A 16575-nucleotide genomic window follows, 5' to 3' on the forward strand; every position below is an offset into this window, starting at 1 on the left:
ACGTGTTTTACATTTTGTTTTGTATTCTATATACATAAGCCAATACTTCTGCTACAGCTTTAAATAGATCCTCTGGAACTTGATCCCCTATCTCTGCTTGAGCATAAAGTGCCCTTGCTAGAGGTCTGTTTTCAACTGTTATCACATCGTTGTTCTTTGCTACATTAATGACCTTTAATGCAATAAAATCTACTCCCTTTGCAATAACTACCGGTGCATCCATTTGCTGATCATCATACTTTAATGCAACTGCATAATGTGTGGGGTTTGTTATAACTACATCTGCTTTTGGTACTTCTGCCATCATTCTGCTCATAGCCATTTGCCGCTGCTTTTCCTTCACCTTAGATTTAATTAAGGGATCGCCTTCTGTTTTTTTGTATTCATCCTTTAAGTCTTGTTTTGACATTCGGATGTTTTTCTCGTGATCATACTTTTGATACATATAATCAAATACAGAAAGAAAGATAAGAAGAAAAGCCACTGCTAATCCCATAATAACCGTTAAATTCCCAACAAATAGAGCCCCTTCCCTTACTGAATAGAGGGATAGGATAAGTATTTCCTCTAAATAAATCCAAATAATTGTAAAGGTCACTAATCCAACTAGGGAAATTTTAAGCATAGATTTAAGAAACTCCACTAGTGCACGTATGGAAAAAATTCGCTTTGCTCCTTGAATAGGATCAATCTTACTTAATTTCATCTTGATTGCTTCTGGAGCGAACAAAACACCAACTTGCAAATAGTTACTAAAAATACCGGCTATCATGGCAATAAACATTACCGGTCCCACTACTAGAGCTGCCTGAAGACTGTAATCTATAAACATGGATTGTACGTTATTGGCAGTTAAATCGATTAATAAATAATCTTGAAAGGTATATCTTGTAATGGAAATTAACTGCTCTACTACAAATCTTCCAAGGAATAAAAAGGATAGGAAAACGAATAACAATATAAAGGCAGTATTCACATCGTTACTCTTGGCCACCTGACCCTTTTTTCTTGTTTCCTGACGCTTTTTTGGGGTGGCTTTTTCTGTTTTCTCTTGAGCAAAAAATTGTAAATCAAGGGAAAGATACACTAAGAAACCCCTCCATATAATTGCATGAGCGTCCTCATTGTTAGCGTCATTGTCTCAATTAATTGCTGAACAATAACAAAAAATGGGGCCATCACTAGAAACAACATAATAAAACCTGCAATAATTTTAAGGGGCAGCCCCACTACAAAAACATTAATCTGAGGAACAGTCCTAGAAACCATCCCTAATGCAACATCGATCAGAAATAACGAGCCTACGATAGGCATGGACATTTGAAAGGCAATAAGAAACATAGTTGTAAAGGCTGTTACAACATGCTCCAGTACAGCTTCACTCCCTAAAGGCAGATACAATTGCTCTAACGGTATAAACTGATAGCTGTAATATACACCATCTAACAATAGATGATGGGCATCGGTAGCAAGCAAAAACAACAGAGCGAAGGTATATAAATACCCCCCAGTTAAAGGAGTTTGCGCACCAGTTTGCGGGTCAATAACATTGGCAATCATAAAGCCCATTTTATAATCAATAAAGCCTCCAGCAACCTGGATTGCATATAAAAGAATCATGGCGATAAAGCCAACGGTAAGCCCCACTAATGCCTCTTTGATAATTAATAAATAAAAAACATAATCTATGCTTAAAAGGGGCCAGTCCCCTGTAAAAAACATAATCCAGCTTATAAACACGGAAATACCGATTTTTATTGATGCTGGTATATTTTGATAAGAAAAGAACGGCATTGTAATCATGAATGCAGAAATACGGACTAAAATTAATAGAAATGCAGGAAACCACTCTAATATTTCAATCATTCTTTCTTACCCTATAAATTGATGAAGATTGCTAAATATTTGCTCTGCAAAGGCTAAGGCAACGGAAAGCATCCAAGGTCCAAATATAATCAAGGCAATAAGCACTCCAACAATCTTAGGTATGAATGCTAGTGTCTGTTCTTGAATTTGCGTTGTGGCTTGAAAAATACTTACAATCAGCCCTAGGCCTAATGCTGTTATTAAAAGTGGTGCAGCTATCATGATTACAGTAAATACGCCTCTTTCTGCTAACGATATTACCATTTCGGAACTCATCATTTATCACCCTCTAAAAACTAAGTAGCAACGATCGGACAACTAAGTGCCATCCATCAACCATAACAAATAGTAAAATCTTAAATGGCAGGGCAATCATGACAGGTGGAAGCATCATCATTCCCATAGACATTAAAATACTTGCAACTACCATATCTATTACTAGAAACGGTACAAAGATCATAAAGCCTATTTGAAAGGCTGTTTTCAATTCACTAATGGCAAAGGCGGGAATAAGGGCGGTTAGTGGTATATCATCCAACGTTTCAGGTCTAGGTAAACCTGCATAGCCCATAAATAAAGCTAAATCCTTCTCCCGTGTATGACGGGCCATAAATTCTTTCATGGGTATTGCTGCTGCTTCAAAGGCCTCTTCCTGAGTGATTTCTCCTTCAAATAAAGGCTGCAGCGCTTGCTCATTAACCTCTGAAAATACTGGTGCCATTACAAAAAATGTAATAAATAGGGCGAGACCTATTAAAACTTGGTTAGGTGGCATTTGCTGCGTTGCCAGCCCTGAACGGACAAAGGACAATACAACAATAATTCGGGTAAAACAAGTAGTTAGGATAAGAATACTTGGTGCCAAAGCCAGGACTGTTAATAAAAGTAACAGTTGAATCGTAGCAGTTAAATTCTCCGGCTCTTCACTAAATATGTCCAATGCTGGTATTTCAATCATTTATTCCTTCCCCTTCAATGCAGAATGAACTTTTTGTTGAGATTCCTTGACGTCTTTCAATTCTTTATGGAGGAGATGCTGAAACGAACGATTATCCTCATGTGAAGCAGAATTAGAAGCTTTTTCTTTCCACCAATTAATTACTTTACTCACAGGCTGGTCAACGAATTCTGATGGACGATGCTCTTCCAAAATCCTTTCCACTTCTACAGGGTCATCAATTTCTTTAATCAGTTGAATGGAATCCCCCACACCAACTACAAATAATTTCTTCCCTACTCGGACGATTTGTACCGAACGGTTGGAACCAAGGGGTACACCACCAATACTTTCAATGGTGGAATTACTCCGGAAGGAACGACTTTTACTATTGATAAACTTTAGAAGTCCATATATTAAAAAGAGAATAAATGCCAAAGCTAAAAACATTTGAAACAAAAGCCAGAAAACGTTTTGGTCATTTCCACCAACTACAATACTTGAATCATCTTCATTCGTTGGACTACTAATGATTTCATCCTCGTTATCTTCTATCTCGCTACTGTTATTAGTAGACTCTCTGAGTAGATTGTCTAGAACGTTGCCATCTCCAGCCTCCCAGTCTTGATCGTCTGCCGATACTAGAAAAGGAGCCTGTAAAAATAGAAAAATTGTTATTATAATGATTACTTTACGTTGAATATGTCCCAATGGACGACACTCCTATTAACTGATGGTTTTACTTATTGCCTCAAGCACCCGTTCTGCTTGAAATGGTTTAACAATAAAATCCTTTGCACCAGCCTGGATAGCATCGATAACCATCGCTTGCTGCCCCATCGCTGAGCACATAATTACTTTAGCATTTGGATCCATCTTTCTAATTTCTTTTAAGGATGTAATTCCATCCATATCAGGCATTGTAATATCCATTGTTACTAAGTCTGGTGAATGTTCTTTATATAATTCAATTGCTTGAGCACCGTCCCCAGCCTCTGCAACAACCTCATACCCGTTTTTTGTTAAAATATCTTTAATCATCATTCGCATAAATGCTGCATCATCTACAATTAAGACTTTTGTCGCCATTTGAAAAAGAGCCTCCTCGTTCGTTCATTATTTTTATTTAAGATTTTGGATTCGTTCCCTTTGACTGACAATATCTGTTAACCTGACACCAAAGTTTTCATCGATGACAACAACTTCACCTTTTGCAATAAGTCGTTGATTCACTAAAATATCTACCGGTTCACCTGCAAGTTTGTCCAGTTCAATTATAGAACCTTGTGTCAATTCGAGTATGTCCTTAATAGATCTTTTTGTTCTGCCAAGCTCAACTGTTACATCAAGGGGAATATCCAATAGCATATTTAAATTTTTTGCTTCCGTTTCTCCTAATGATGGTGCTTCAAAGTTCGAGAAAGCAACAGGCTGAACTTTAGCTGAACGGTCCAGTTTTGGAGCTTGTTGTAGTTCCTTACGTTCTGGGCTATATAAGTCCCTCTCCATTCGGTGATTCAGATCATTAGAATGAACTTGCTCTGTATAACCGCCCTCACTATGCTTCACTTCTGCAGTGTTAGCCTCTGAGGCAGTCTCTGGAAGTTCATAATCTGGATTCATCAACTGTTCTACCATGTTCTTTGCAAAACTTACAGTTACAAGCTGCATAAGCTTTGAATCTATTAAATTCCCTACCTTTATATCAAAGGATATTTGTACAAGTACGTCATCTTCGGGAATATCAGCATGATCCGGATTTTCCTTTAAGTTCAAAAGGTCTATATTTGGCGGAGATATATCTACACGTTTATTAAAAATAGTCGACATGGAAGTGGAGGCAGATCCCATCATCTGATTCATTGCTTCCTGTACAGCACTGAGTTCCATTTCTCCTAAGTCTTCTCCTGCATTACTTCCATCATTTCCAAACATTAAATCGGCAATGATGGCAGCATCTGTTGTTTTTATAACAAGAAGATTCATCCCTTCAAATCCCGCTGTATAATTTACAGAAACAGCAACATGTGGCTTTGGAAAAATTTCGCTTAATTTATTTTTGTGAATAACGGATACATGTGGTGTTGTGATATCTACCTTTTGATTTAACAAAGTAGATAATGCTGTAGCCGCACTTCCAAAGGAGATATTCCCAATCTCACCAAGGGCATCTTCCTCTATACCTGATAAATAATTACCTATATCTAAATCCTCAGTCTTATTCTCATCTTCATTGTCGGAAGACATCCCCATCAACAGAGCGTTTATTTCTTCTTGAGAAAGCATCTCATCACTCATTGTCTTCACCTTCCTTTTCCATAACTTCCGTAATTTGAACAGCTAAATTACCTTTGAACTTTCCTGGTTGGGCTAAATACTTTGGTTGATCTGCCACAAGTACAAGTAATGGATCTTCTATCAATTGATCCAATTCTATAACGTCATTTTCCCTAAGATGTAAAAACTCTTGTATTGTAATTTGTGATTTACCAAGTTCTACACTTAGATTTAATGGAGCCTTCTTTAAATTTTTCTCAAGGGCAGGATACTCTCCTGGTTGGTGATCCTTCTTTTTTTGCTGCATCCATAAATGGATGGACAGCTTTGGTAAGATAGATTCAATAACCACATGGGGTAAACAAATATTAATCATCCCTGAGGCTTCTCCAATTGTCGTAGACAAAGAAATTACTACTACTGTTTCATTAGGTGAAACCAGTTGTAAAAACTGGGGATTAACTTCAATTTCATCCATCATCGGATCTATATCCACAACGGACTCCCACGCCTCTCTCAATGTATCTAGCGTTCTTTGAAAAAGCTGTGTTAATATTTTTGTCTCAATTTCAGTTAAATTCTCTACTTTATTCAAGGCTTCGCCTTGACCACCCAACATGCGATCCAGCATGGCGTAAGCAATATTTGGATTAACCTCCATTACAAACCTTCCTTCTAGTGGATAAGGTTCAAAAACATTTAAAATGGTCATTTTTGGGACAGAACGAATGAATTCCTCATATGGGAGTTGATCTACGGAAGCTACAGAAATCTGAACGTATGTCCTTAAATGAGCCGAAAGCTGTGTTGTCAAAAGCCTTGCAAAATTTTCATGAATTCTCGTCAGACTTCGAATTTGATCCTTTGAAAAACGGAGGGCTCTCTTAAAATCATATAGCTTTATCTTTTTCTGTGATTCCTCTTTTTTTAATTCCTCTGCATCCATTTCTCCAGTAGATAATGCAGATAACAGGGCATCAATTTCCCCTTGTGAAAGTACATCTGCCATGGAGCCTCACCTCAATTTCTATTCCTGCGTCATCAATTCTATTGCACGATACGTCGATTCATATAAACCCCTACTACTTCCCCATCTAACATAATTTCATTTACTCTATCTTTCACTCTTTTCTCAAGACTCCTAATTCCCTCGGAACCTCGAAAATCGCTCTCTTTCATATCAGACAGTTCTTGAATGATAATATTATTAACCTGAAAATCTCGCTTTTCGAACTCTGTTTTTGCTCTGGTACTATCGAGCTGAATAACAAATTGCGTTCGAATAACATGATTAGATAATAAATTTGTGGTTATTTCTTCCGTTTCAACAGAAGTTCTTAGAATTTCATCTATAGTAGGTTCACCATGAGCAACTGATTCTTGAAAAACTTGTGTATAAAGAACTAATGTTAGTGCGCCTATTAACGTAAGGGTGATTAAAATGACGAGCATAATATTTACTAGTCTGTTATTAAACAATTTCCTCACCCTTTCTCTTTGTTTTCTGGTAGCGTTTGAATTGATAATAGTCCAATACGTTTATAAAAATTTTCCACTTTACGAATAATAACTTGTTCTGATTCCTTTACCACAATTTTTTTCCCACTTGTTAAGGTTATAGTAGTATCAGGAAGTTCTTCCATTTGTTCAATCAGAAGAGCATTTAGTGTAAATTGCTGATTATTTAACCTTGTTAGCTGTATCATTTTTTCCGGCTACTTATAGACAGCCTTATCCCCCCTTAGCAAAAGGTGGGTGCCTAGCGCTGCTAAAAAACGCTAAGCCCCTCCTACTATCGTTTTAAATTCACAAGTTCCTGGAGAATTTCATCTGATGTGGTAATCATTCTAGTGTTCGCTTGAAAACCACGTTGAGCAACGATCATTTCAACAAACTCTTCCGACAAGTCTACATTTGACATTTCCAAAGAGCCGCCCGTTAATGTACCACGCCCTCCAGCACCTGCAAGTCCAATTTGAGCCATCCCAGAGTTATTGGAAGCTTGATACAAATTCCCCCCTGATTTACTTAAACCACTTGGATTATTGAAGGTTGCTAAAGCTAGTTGACCTAATAAACGAACTTCACCATTAGAAAATACCCCTATAATCTCACCCGTTTGAGAAATATTGTAACCTTCTAATGTACCGTCCAAATTACCATTTACGGAATAGATTTCTGCTGATGAGTTTCTTTCATACTGTGTCATTTGTGAAAAATCAATGTTAAAGGTCACATCATTAATATTGGCATCTCCAAATTCTAACGTAACCAACGTGTTATCATCCGTTAAATTACCACCTGTAAATTCTAAAGTACCAGTAGTTCCTCCTGCCACATTAGCACTGTCTGACGTGATTGCATACTCCCATTCGTTATCAGCAGTTTTTGTAAAGTTTACTTGGATTAAGTGAGACCGGCCAATCTCGTCCACTACATTAAACTGAACTAAGCGAGATTCATTGTTTCCGAGTGCTGAATTCAAATTTCCGTTTATCACCGCTTCCGTGGTTGCCTGGGGTGGTATGTTCATACCCGCAGCTATACTTAAATTACCGATACCAGCAGCTTCATTAATATTACCATTCGCATCTGCCCCATATCCTTGGACAAATAAACCGTTTGAAGTAACTAAATTTCCCTGCTGATCTAAGTAAAAGTTCCCTGCACGAGAAAAATAGGATTGATTTCCTTCATTTACTATAAAGAACCCATCTCCAGTAATAGCCATATCTAAAGCTCTACCGGTCATTTGTAAAGCACCTTGAGTATGAATAGTATCAATAGAGGCCATTGTGGAACCCAAACCTATTTGTGTAGGATTTGTCCCACCGCGGTTAGCCGTTGGTGTACTAGCTCCAGATAGCTGTTGACTTACTAAATCTTGAAAGGTGGTTCGCCCTTTCTTATAGCCAAAGGTATTGACGTTTGATATATTATTTCCAATGACATCTAGCTTGGTTTGGAAATTATTCATTCCTCCGATTCCTGAATACATTGCGCGTAACATAATGCATGGCTCCTCTCGTGTTTACGTAAATGCTGTCTCCATCATTCAACAGCTCTTGGCTTCCTTTCGGTCCAGCCACGATATAAACATAATTATTTTTTATTTTCTTTTTAATCCATTAATATAGCACCGTTGATATTGGTAAATAATTGTGATTGTGCTTCCTGCCTATCCATGGCAGTGATTACCGTTTCATTTTTTGCACTGACTACTAGTGCAGCATTGTTAGTAACAACTAAGGAATCAGTAACCCCTTTTTTGCGAGCCTCTAAGACCTTCGTGTGAATTTTTTTCCACATTTCAGGTGCTATTTCTATTCCTCTGTCTTGAAGCCTTTTTTCCGCATGTTTACTTACCTTTAATTCACCAGGTGCATTCATTTTATCCTTCAGTAATTCCTTAAAGGAAATAGATGGATCTTTTGTTATTGCCACGGACCTTGAAATGGGCTTGGCTGTAGGCTGGTGAATATGGTGAGGCATTATTTTTTGGTTCATCTTCATCACCTCGCTATTCACTAGGGAGCTTTACCGTTTGGACATCCTTCCCTTGGATAAAAAACTCATTATCAATAACAAGCTCAGCTATACCATTTTTAAATTTAACGGAAGTAACCATTCCCTCACGTAATTCTTTTCGAACAGTTCCATTTTCATTTCTCCGCTCCACTTCCCATCCCACTTGTTTACCAATAAGCTCACTATGGGAAAGGAGACTACTTTGCTGTTGTTGTTCAAGAAATTTCTCTAAGTTGTTATTCATATTTGTCATTTGCTCAAGGGAAGTAAATTGAGCCATTTGTGCAATAAATTCTTTATCTTCCATAGGGTTTAAAGGATCCTGATTTTGTAATTGTGTTATAAGTATCCGCAAAAAAGCATCCTTATCTAAATCATTTCTCTGTCGCAGCTGTTGTTGTTTTTGAAACTCTGACAAGTACAAACTGTCTGTAATTGTATTAGGCATTGATCCTCCACCTCTACACCTGTGTATTTATTGTTGCCTGTAAGAAGTCAGAAAAGCTTTCTTCTTCTCCTCCATCTTCCTCTTCATCCAAAGGAGAGTTATCTTTTGATTGAGATTCCTCTTGTTGGTTACTGCTGCCATCCTCAGATTGTTTGTGGAAAGGGAGATTACCCTGCTGTTGCTGAGTAACTTCAATCCGATCTACATGGATTTGCTGACCTGCAAAAGCTTGTCTTAACTGGGAAAGTTGTCCTTCAATTAAATCCTTTGCAATGGAAGTAGTTGTCATCATCTTCGCAACCATTACACCATTAACTTGTTGAATTGTTATATCTAACCTTCCTAAAGATTGAGGATGAAGTTTTACCGTTAATTGCTGGACTCCATTACCCAACTGCTGTAGTTGACTTCTAGCTAAGATTTGTTGAATCTGTCGTAATAATTGCTGTTCCGAAGGTTTGTCCACTTCCTTCTCTCCACCGTGAATACTTAACTGCTGAAGTTTCGCCATATGACTATTGCTCATATCTACATGGAAAACGGTTGGTAATCGTTTATCACTTATTTCACTTGAACGGTTAACAGTAGATGCTGTTTGAGCCTCTTTTTTCAACAAAAATAACTTTTGAAGAAGGTCCTTTGCAGTTGATGAGCTCGATTCCAGAACGGGTTTATCTTGAAAACTGGACCTTAATAAGTCAAGGATTTCCCTAGATGGTGGCATTATTTCCCTATCCAATGAAGCTCCAGTTAATGGCTGTTGTTTTTCGTAGTAGCTTGCTGCCATCATTACTGCTAGTAGGTGGCTTACATTTTGACTCGGTGCTAAATCTATTAGCCTATGACCTTGCTCAAATAATGTAATCACTTCTTCTACCATTTCATCAGACAGAATTGGAAATATTTCTAGAGAAAACTTCTCCTCGATCATTTCTATATCTAACGTTTCTCCCATTTCTTGGAGAAAGGATAGGAAGCTGTCTAAACGAATCATCGTGTCATCCGATTTCTCAAAGTGATCCATGTGGAAATCATTCACTTCATCATTAAGTAATCCAGACTTCTGTTCCATAAGAAGTAAGTCAAAGAAGCTCCCACTCCCTCTTTCTTCAGAACCTCTGTTATGTAGTGAGTCCGAAGGTGTTTTAGTTGGTAAAGCAAATAAAGAACTAAGTGCGGTACTATTCATCTCATTTTCACCTCCCTTCAAATACTTAAAAGTAATTAATTGGATAGTAAACTCACTAATTGGGCAGCGAGGGCTGGATCCATTCGACTTAAAATTTGCGAACGGTTATCTACCTTCATCAAACGTAAATATATAACCGCCTCTTCCTGTTCCATTTCAGAGAATATATTTGCTGCTCTTGATGCTGACATCCCTTCTAATGTCCGTACGATATCACTCAAATCTGTTCGAACCTCTTCTGGTTGCTCATCTGCTTCCCTTACATTTTCATTGGCGATACTAAGCTGTTCTTCCAAAGCAGCAAGTTGTTGATCCTTTTGATTATTCTCATACTCTAGCTCGCTTATTATCGATTGGTAGGAAGTTAGTTCGTCCTCTAATTGAATGAGTTGTTCCCTAAGGATTTCATTTTCATTTTCCTCGTCTTCTTGACTCTCCACAAAAGGGAGGAAGGATGCCGATTGCTCAATACGTTCCCCTACATTAAATCCCATATAATATAGTAGGACTACGGCAAGAATTACGGCAAAAACTGCCGGTATCAAGATTACCATAAGAAACCATTGCCACTTGTTTTCCGATTTTTCTTTACTCATGCTACCCTTCCCCTATGTCAGCTTCCTATATCGTTGTACGGAGATCTCATCTAAAAATTTATTTTCAGCAACTTTTTGCTGAATTTTATATTTTTCTAGTTTATGTTCTTTCATTTTTTCATATTTTTTCAATTCAATATTGGTAACTGTAAGCATTCTTTGCTTTTCATTCATATACGCTCGGGCATTTTGCGTTTCCCTTTGAAGATGGTCGATTTCCTGCTGAAGATACTGTAAGGTTCCTTGTGTTTGCTGGATATGATTAATAGATACCCCTTTATTTAAACTATCTTCATAAGTTGCCAGTAAATCTTCCTTTTTTTTTAAAATGTGATATAGCTTTGTGGCTATTTCTTCAAACTTCTTAAGAGAACTTTTGTAGGCAGCCTGGGCTTCAGATCGTTCATTCTCCTTTACTTCTAGTACTTTTTGCAGTGTAAATTGGAAACTCATGACGACTCCCCTTCTCCAAACTTAGCATTCAACTCATAAATCGTATTTTCTAAAGGAATTCTTTCATCGAGTTGCTGCTTAATAAAAGCAATGATTTCGGGATACTGCTGGACAGCCGTATCTAACTCTCTATTTGTCCCCCTTTTATAGGCTCCAATGCTTATTAGATCTTCCGAGTCCTCATAGAGCGCCATCAAGCTTCTTACCCGGTCCGCAGCCCTTTTGTGTGAAGAGGAAACAATCTCGTTCATTACCCTGCTGATACTTTTTAAAATATTGATAGCAGGAAATTGCCCTCTATTTGCGAGCTTTCGATCCAATACAAGGTGGCCGTCCAGTATCCCCCGTACCGTATCAGCAATTGGCTCTGACATATCATCTCCATCAACTAATACTGTATAAAAAGCAGTTATTGAACCATGTTCATTCGTCCCACTTCTTTCTAGTAATCTAGGTAAAATAGAAAAGACAGAAGGTGTATATCCTTTTGTGGTTGGAGGCTCCCCTATGGCCAGTCCTATTTCCCGCTGGGCCATGGCTACACGTGTAACGGAATCCATCATAAGGGTTACATTTAAACCTTGGTTTCGGAAAAACTCTGCCACAGCAGTTGCGGTCATAGCTCCTTTTATTCGCATAAGGGCCGGTTGATCGGAGGTTGCTGCAATTACGATGGTATTCTTTAGCCCTTCTGGACCTAGGTCCCTTTCAATAAAGTCCCTTACCTCTCGTCCACGTTCACCTATTAATGCAATAACATTAATATGGGCATCAGAATTTTTCGCAATCATTGCCATTAATGTACTTTTTCCTACACCACTTCCAGCGAATATCCCCACCCTTTGACCCTTTCCCACCGTAAACAATCCATCAATTGCTTTTACACCTAGACTTAAAGGCTCTTCTATTCTTGGTCTCTCCAATGGATTTGGTGGATCATTCTCTGTTGGAAAAGAGGATAAGCCAGTTACTATCTGCTTTTGCCCTCCTAAGGGCCTTCCAATTCCATCCAACACTTGTCCAATAAGACTTGTACCAAGCTTTACTTCTAAAGGTTTATGAGTTGCTTCCACTAAAGAGCCCGGTGAGATTTCTTGAATTCTATCAAATGGCATAAGGAGTACTTTTTCATCGCGGAAGCCTACAACCTCTACCATAATTTTACGGGAGGAAGAAGGGCCAACATGAATGAAGCATATTTCTCCCACAGAAACTTGAGGACCCTTTGATTCGATCATGAGACCAACCACTTGGGTTACCTTGCCGTAATGTTTAAAGGTATTTAACGTCTTTACTTCACGAATTAATTCCTTCACCATCATGATATTTCCCTTCCCTAAGCATATTAAAGAGAGCTAATTTCACCTCTCTTAATTGGCTGTCTACACTTGCCTCCACTTGACCGAAAGGTGTTTCAACAATACAGTCCGTTTCCTTTAATTCTATATTGGGATAGATAAATAATTCCCTTGTATGCAGAGCAATGTTTCTTAATTCTTCTTGATGTTGTAAAGTGAGTTCATAGTTATCAGGGTGAATATAAATTTTAATCTCTTCTTGACCCCTAACTTCTGCTACAGCATCCTTCACCAGATGTAACCAAGCTTCATGTTTTTCATTTAATGTGGTTCCAATTATTTTTTTAGCTACCTCTATCGCCAGGTCAATCATTACTGGCTCGGATGATTCCAAATGCTTATAATAATCCTCTCTTGCTTTTTCTACAATTTCCGTTGCTTTCTTAATTTCGTTTTCATAAGCAAGCTTTGCTTCATTCGATCCTGCTTCATATCCCTGTTTTCTTCCTTCCATTTCTCCTTGAAGGAAACGGGCCTCATATTCCTTTTTTAACTCATCTTCCTGCTGAAGTAATTCTTCCTGCATTTTTTCTGCTTGATTTCGAGCTTTTTCAATAATTTTACTTGCTTCAAGTTCCGCTTCCGCAAGTCGTTGTTCAATATAGTGAACGCTTTCTTCTACGTTAACCTTTTCTTGAGTGCTTTCTCTGGATCCATAACCTTTTTCCTTTTGACCAACGGTACGGAGGTTAATTGTCTTTGGGGCTTTTTTTAAACTTGTTTCGTAAGTCCCTCTAATTAATCTAGACAATAATATCATCTCCTCCACCGCGGGCAATGATGATTTCTCCAGACTCTTCTAAGCGGCGAATAACTGCAACAATTCTCGTTTGTGCTTCTTCCACATCTCGAAGTCGTACAGGTCCCATAAACTCCATTTCTTCCTTGAAGGTTTCTGCCATTCGTTGAGACATATTATTGAAGACAATATCCTTCACCTCTTCACTGGATACTTTTAATGCAAGTTGCAAGTCTTCATTTTCCACGTCTCTAATGACGCGCTGAATAGATCGGTTATCAAGAGTCACGATATCTTCAAACACAAACATACGCTTCTTGATTTCTTCCGCTAATTCCGGATCTTGAATTTCCAACGCATCAAGTATCGTTCTTTCTGTACTTCTGTCGACACTGTTTAGAACTTCAACAACAGACTCGATTCCTCCAGCTTGCGTGTAGTCCTGAGTTACTGTGGCTGACAGTTTCCTCTCTAGAATGTTTTCCACCTCATTAACTATTTCAGGCGAGGTACTGTCCATTAAGGCAATTCGTTTGGCCACATTCGCTTGTACTTCCTGAGGTAAAGCGGAAAGAATTTGGCCTGCCTGCTCACTCTCTAAATAAGAGAGGATAAGAGCAATTGTTTGCGGGTGCTCATTTTGAATGAAGTTTAGTATCTGGTTAGGGTCTGCCTTTCTAGCAAAATCAAATGGTCTAACTTGGAGATTGGAGGTTAACCGGTTAATGATTTCCATTGCCTCCGATTCACCCAACGCCTTTTCTAGAACATCCTTTGCATAGCCTATCCCTCCCTGAGTAATATAATCTTGAGCCAATGCAAGCTGATGAAACTGTTGGATAACTTCTTCCTTTGTCTCTGTATCTACTTTTCTAACTCCTGCGATCTCAAGAGTTAATTTTTCAATTTCTTCTTCAGTAAGGTGTTTATATACCCTTGCTGATACGTCAGGACCTAAAGAGATAAGCAATACAGCAGCCTTTTCTCTTCCGGTCAGATTCTTTTTTTTCGCCAACTGCCTTCCCCCCTGTTAGTCCTCAGATAACCATGTTCTAATAAGCTTGGAAAACTCTTCTGGTTTTTCTTTTGCAAGCTTTTCTAACTGGCGACGACGATTATTTTCTTCTGTATCTTGGTCTTCCATTATAGGGATATCATCATTTCGTACAACAATTTCTTCTTCCTCAATCTCTTCTGTTTTTGATTTTTTACGGAAGAGGAGAATTAATAGAATTATTATTAGAAGGACAAGTCCCCCTATAACATAATAATTAGTAAGGGGTGTCGTTAATGGAGGCTCCTCCCATTGTGTTTTTCCAAAGAACTGTTGCTGTGAAACAAAGATCCTGTCATTAATATCCTCTTGCTCCCAGTCAGCAGTATATTCTCTATCAATAGATGTACGGACAATTTGACCTAATATTTGTTGAATATCATTTAACCGTTCTATTGGCAGAGATGCTGGATCCTCCGGGTCAGGAGGCTCAACCATAACTTGGATACCAATGTCCCTAATTTTATAAGGGCTTTCTACTATTTCCCGCTGAATTCGGTTGACATCATTATTTATCCGTTCTTCCATACGCTCATAGTCTCCAGAGCCACCGCCTATTACTCCTGGATATCCTGGAATATCAGTTTCCCCTGTCCCTGGAACCCCTCCTTCAGGGATATCGTCCCCTGTGTACGTTTCCGTGATCCTTTCAACACTAACGGCTATACCAGACATGTCCTCTTCGTTTACTGGTGTCACTAATTGTTCTTGTCTATTCTCCTGAGTAAAATCGATGTCTGTAGAAACAGAAACAACAACCTTATCTGGACCCATTATAGTGCCTAGCATTTGCTGAACTTGCCTTTGAATATCCCTCTCAATTTCCCTTTGAATGCTTCGTTGTTGTTCATATAATGTTAAGGCTGTATTAACTGTAGAAGTATCATCATACAACTCTAGAAATTGGGAATTTTGATCCATAATAACGATATTCTCCACAGGGAGATTCGGAATACTTTTGGAAACCAAATGATATAATGCTCTTATTTGGTTTTGGTCTAAGCGATAGCCTGGTTGCAAATTTAATAAAATGGATGCGGTAGCCTGTTCTTGTATATCTGTTAACCAAACGCTCGGTTCCGGAACGGTAATCATAACTTGGGCGTTTTGAACACCATCTACGTTTCGAATTAAGTCCTCTATAGAAGTCTGCAAGGCAGCACGCTCTAACAGATTGAATTCATTTTCAGTGGTCCCAAATCCCATATTGTCACGAAACGTAGAGTAATCAATTCTTCCCGTTTGAGGTATACCTTCAGCGGCAAGGGAAACTCTCAGCTCATCCACCATTGTTTCTGGAACGGAAATAGCAGTTCCATTATTGCTAATCTCTGAGGAAATCCCCCTCGCGTCTAATGTATTTTTGATCTCTCCTGTTTCCTGAACAGTCAAGTTGGAATAAAGGGGCACGTAAGTCGTCCGCGAACCAAAGAACATGAACGTAAGGAGTAGTAACAGGATTAATACGACTAATACGATTAGAAAGTTTTGCTGCCTCTTCGTTCTCCCCTGCCATAATTCTATTGTTCTATTTTTATAGTGAATCAGCTTTTCGTTCATGTTTCCTCCCCAATTGATCCTTTATCCGATGAAAAAAATTTAGTAAGTTATTAAACAATTGCAAAAACAATCCGATAATAAAGAAAAACGCAAGGCGCCCGCCTATCGGCACCGATAAAAAGTGTTTTTTACTTTTTATTCGGGCAAAAAATTTGACCTCGAGCCGATGGAGCTAGACACCTTTCAAATTCCATCATTTTATGCTTACTTATACTTTAAAAATAAAACTTCGTTCATAAATAAAATTACACTTGCATTCTCATTATTTCCTGGTAGGCTTCTATTACCTTGTTACGAACCTCTACTGTAGTTTGTAAAGAAATACTTGCCTTTTGTGATGCTATCATCACATCGTGAAGCTCTACATTTTCACCTCGAACAAATCGCTCTGTCATGGAGGCTGATTCTACTTGAGCTTTATTAACATCTTTAATTGCTTTATTTAACATGTCCTTAAAGGCATCCTGCCCTTCGTGCGGCTTCGTTTGTAAAGAATTTGTCTGAGCTGGCTTCATTATGGAATGAAGATGCTGTAGTCCTGATACGTTCATTTCGTTCCCCTCCATTTTT

21 protein-coding genes are annotated in these 16575 nt (G+C 38.3%); all 21 read right to left on the reverse strand.

Translation table 11 applies throughout. From position 1 onward, the window contains the following. Positions 1-7: 7 nt before the first annotated feature. Positions 8-1087: a flagellar biosynthesis protein FlhB gene (flhB, locus tag J2S74_RS05175; protein ID WP_307322686.1), complete on the reverse strand. Its 1080-nt coding sequence runs from the start codon at positions 1085-1087 to the stop codon at positions 8-10. Next, positions 1087-1866, reverse strand: coding sequence for a flagellar biosynthetic protein FliR (fliR, locus tag J2S74_RS05180; protein ID WP_307322689.1), 780 nt, complete (start codon positions 1864-1866; stop codon positions 1087-1089). Before fliR ends, flhB begins: the two co-directional genes overlap by 1 nt. A gap of 6 nt (positions 1867-1872) precedes the next feature. Next, positions 1873-2142: a flagellar biosynthesis protein FliQ gene (gene fliQ / locus J2S74_RS05185; RefSeq protein ID WP_307322692.1), complete on the reverse strand. Its 270-nt coding sequence runs from the start codon at positions 2140-2142 to the stop codon at positions 1873-1875. Between the two features lie 13 nt (positions 2143-2155). Then, positions 2156-2824 (reverse strand): flagellar type III secretion system pore protein FliP, encoded by a 669-nt coding sequence (gene fliP, locus J2S74_RS05190; protein WP_307322695.1) that lies wholly within the window; start codon positions 2822-2824, stop codon positions 2156-2158. After that, positions 2825-3514, reverse strand: a complete 690-nt coding sequence (gene fliO, locus J2S74_RS05195; RefSeq protein WP_307322697.1) for a flagellar biosynthetic protein FliO — start codon at positions 3512-3514, stop codon at positions 2825-2827. Positions 3515-3529: 15 nt separating this feature from the next. Beyond that, positions 3530-3892, reverse strand: a complete 363-nt coding sequence (locus J2S74_RS05200) for a response regulator (protein WP_307322700.1) — start codon at positions 3890-3892, stop codon at positions 3530-3532. A 33-nt stretch (positions 3893-3925) separates the two neighbouring features. Then, on the reverse strand, positions 3926-5101 hold the full coding sequence (fliY, locus tag J2S74_RS05205; protein ID WP_307322702.1) for a flagellar motor switch phosphatase FliY: 1176 nt from the start codon (positions 5099-5101) through the stop codon (positions 3926-3928). Beyond that, entirely contained in the window at positions 5094-6089 is a 996-nt protein-coding gene (gene fliM, locus J2S74_RS05210) for a flagellar motor switch protein FliM (protein WP_307322705.1), read from the reverse strand. Before fliM ends, fliY begins: the two co-directional genes overlap by 8 nt. Positions 6090-6127: 38 nt before the next feature. Then, the gene (gene fliL, locus J2S74_RS05215; protein WP_307322707.1) at positions 6128-6559 is read right to left on the reverse strand and encodes a flagellar basal body-associated protein FliL; all 432 of its coding nucleotides are present in this window, start codon (positions 6557-6559) and stop codon (positions 6128-6130) included. A gap of 5 nt (positions 6560-6564) precedes the next feature. Next, positions 6565-6786, reverse strand: coding sequence for a flagellar FlbD family protein (locus tag J2S74_RS05220; RefSeq protein ID WP_307322710.1), 222 nt, complete (start codon positions 6784-6786; stop codon positions 6565-6567). An 86-nt stretch (positions 6787-6872) separates the two neighbouring features. Beyond that, positions 6873-8090, reverse strand: a complete 1218-nt coding sequence (locus J2S74_RS05225; protein WP_307322712.1) for a flagellar hook protein FlgE — start codon at positions 8088-8090, stop codon at positions 6873-6875. 110 nt (positions 8091-8200) lie between these two features. Then, the gene (locus tag J2S74_RS05230; protein WP_307322714.1) at positions 8201-8587 is read right to left on the reverse strand and encodes a TIGR02530 family flagellar biosynthesis protein; all 387 of its coding nucleotides are present in this window, start codon (positions 8585-8587) and stop codon (positions 8201-8203) included. Between the two features lie 13 nt (positions 8588-8600). Next, complete coding sequence (flgD, locus tag J2S74_RS05235) at positions 8601-9056, reverse strand: flagellar hook assembly protein FlgD (protein WP_307322716.1); 456 nt, start codon at positions 9054-9056, stop codon at positions 8601-8603. 13 nt (positions 9057-9069) lie between these two features. Then, complete coding sequence (locus J2S74_RS05240; protein WP_307322718.1) at positions 9070-10245, reverse strand: flagellar hook-length control protein FliK; 1176 nt, start codon at positions 10243-10245, stop codon at positions 9070-9072. A gap of 35 nt (positions 10246-10280) precedes the next feature. Then, entirely contained in the window at positions 10281-10841 is a 561-nt protein-coding gene (locus tag J2S74_RS05245; protein WP_307322719.1) for a MotE family protein, read from the reverse strand. A gap of 12 nt (positions 10842-10853) precedes the next feature. Then, the gene (gene fliJ / locus J2S74_RS05250) at positions 10854-11294 is read right to left on the reverse strand and encodes a flagellar export protein FliJ (RefSeq protein WP_307322721.1); all 441 of its coding nucleotides are present in this window, start codon (positions 11292-11294) and stop codon (positions 10854-10856) included. After that, positions 11291-12616, reverse strand: a complete 1326-nt coding sequence (fliI, locus tag J2S74_RS05255) for a flagellar protein export ATPase FliI (protein WP_307322723.1) — start codon at positions 12614-12616, stop codon at positions 11291-11293. The genes fliJ and fliI overlap by 4 nt, the downstream gene beginning before the upstream one ends. Next, positions 12591-13403, reverse strand: a complete 813-nt coding sequence (fliH, locus tag J2S74_RS05260; protein WP_307322726.1) for a flagellar assembly protein FliH — start codon at positions 13401-13403, stop codon at positions 12591-12593. Before fliH ends, fliI begins: the two co-directional genes overlap by 26 nt. Beyond that, positions 13396-14406, reverse strand: coding sequence for a flagellar motor switch protein FliG (fliG, locus tag J2S74_RS05265; RefSeq protein WP_307322728.1), 1011 nt, complete (start codon positions 14404-14406; stop codon positions 13396-13398). The genes fliH and fliG overlap by 8 nt, the downstream gene beginning before the upstream one ends. Before the next feature lie 15 nt (positions 14407-14421). Next, a complete protein-coding gene (gene fliF, locus J2S74_RS05270) occupies positions 14422-16005 on the reverse strand; it encodes a flagellar basal-body MS-ring/collar protein FliF (RefSeq protein ID WP_307322732.1) in 1584 nt (527 codons plus the stop codon). Between the two features lie 245 nt (positions 16006-16250). Next, entirely contained in the window at positions 16251-16556 is a 306-nt protein-coding gene (fliE, locus tag J2S74_RS05275; protein ID WP_307322735.1) for a flagellar hook-basal body complex protein FliE, read from the reverse strand. Positions 16557-16575: the final 19 nt, after the last annotated feature.

The sequence above is a fragment of the Evansella vedderi genome (genome assembly GCF_030813435.1).
In the GTDB taxonomy this organism is placed as follows: Bacteria; Bacillota; Bacilli; order Bacillales; family Salisediminibacteriaceae; genus Evansella; species Evansella vedderi.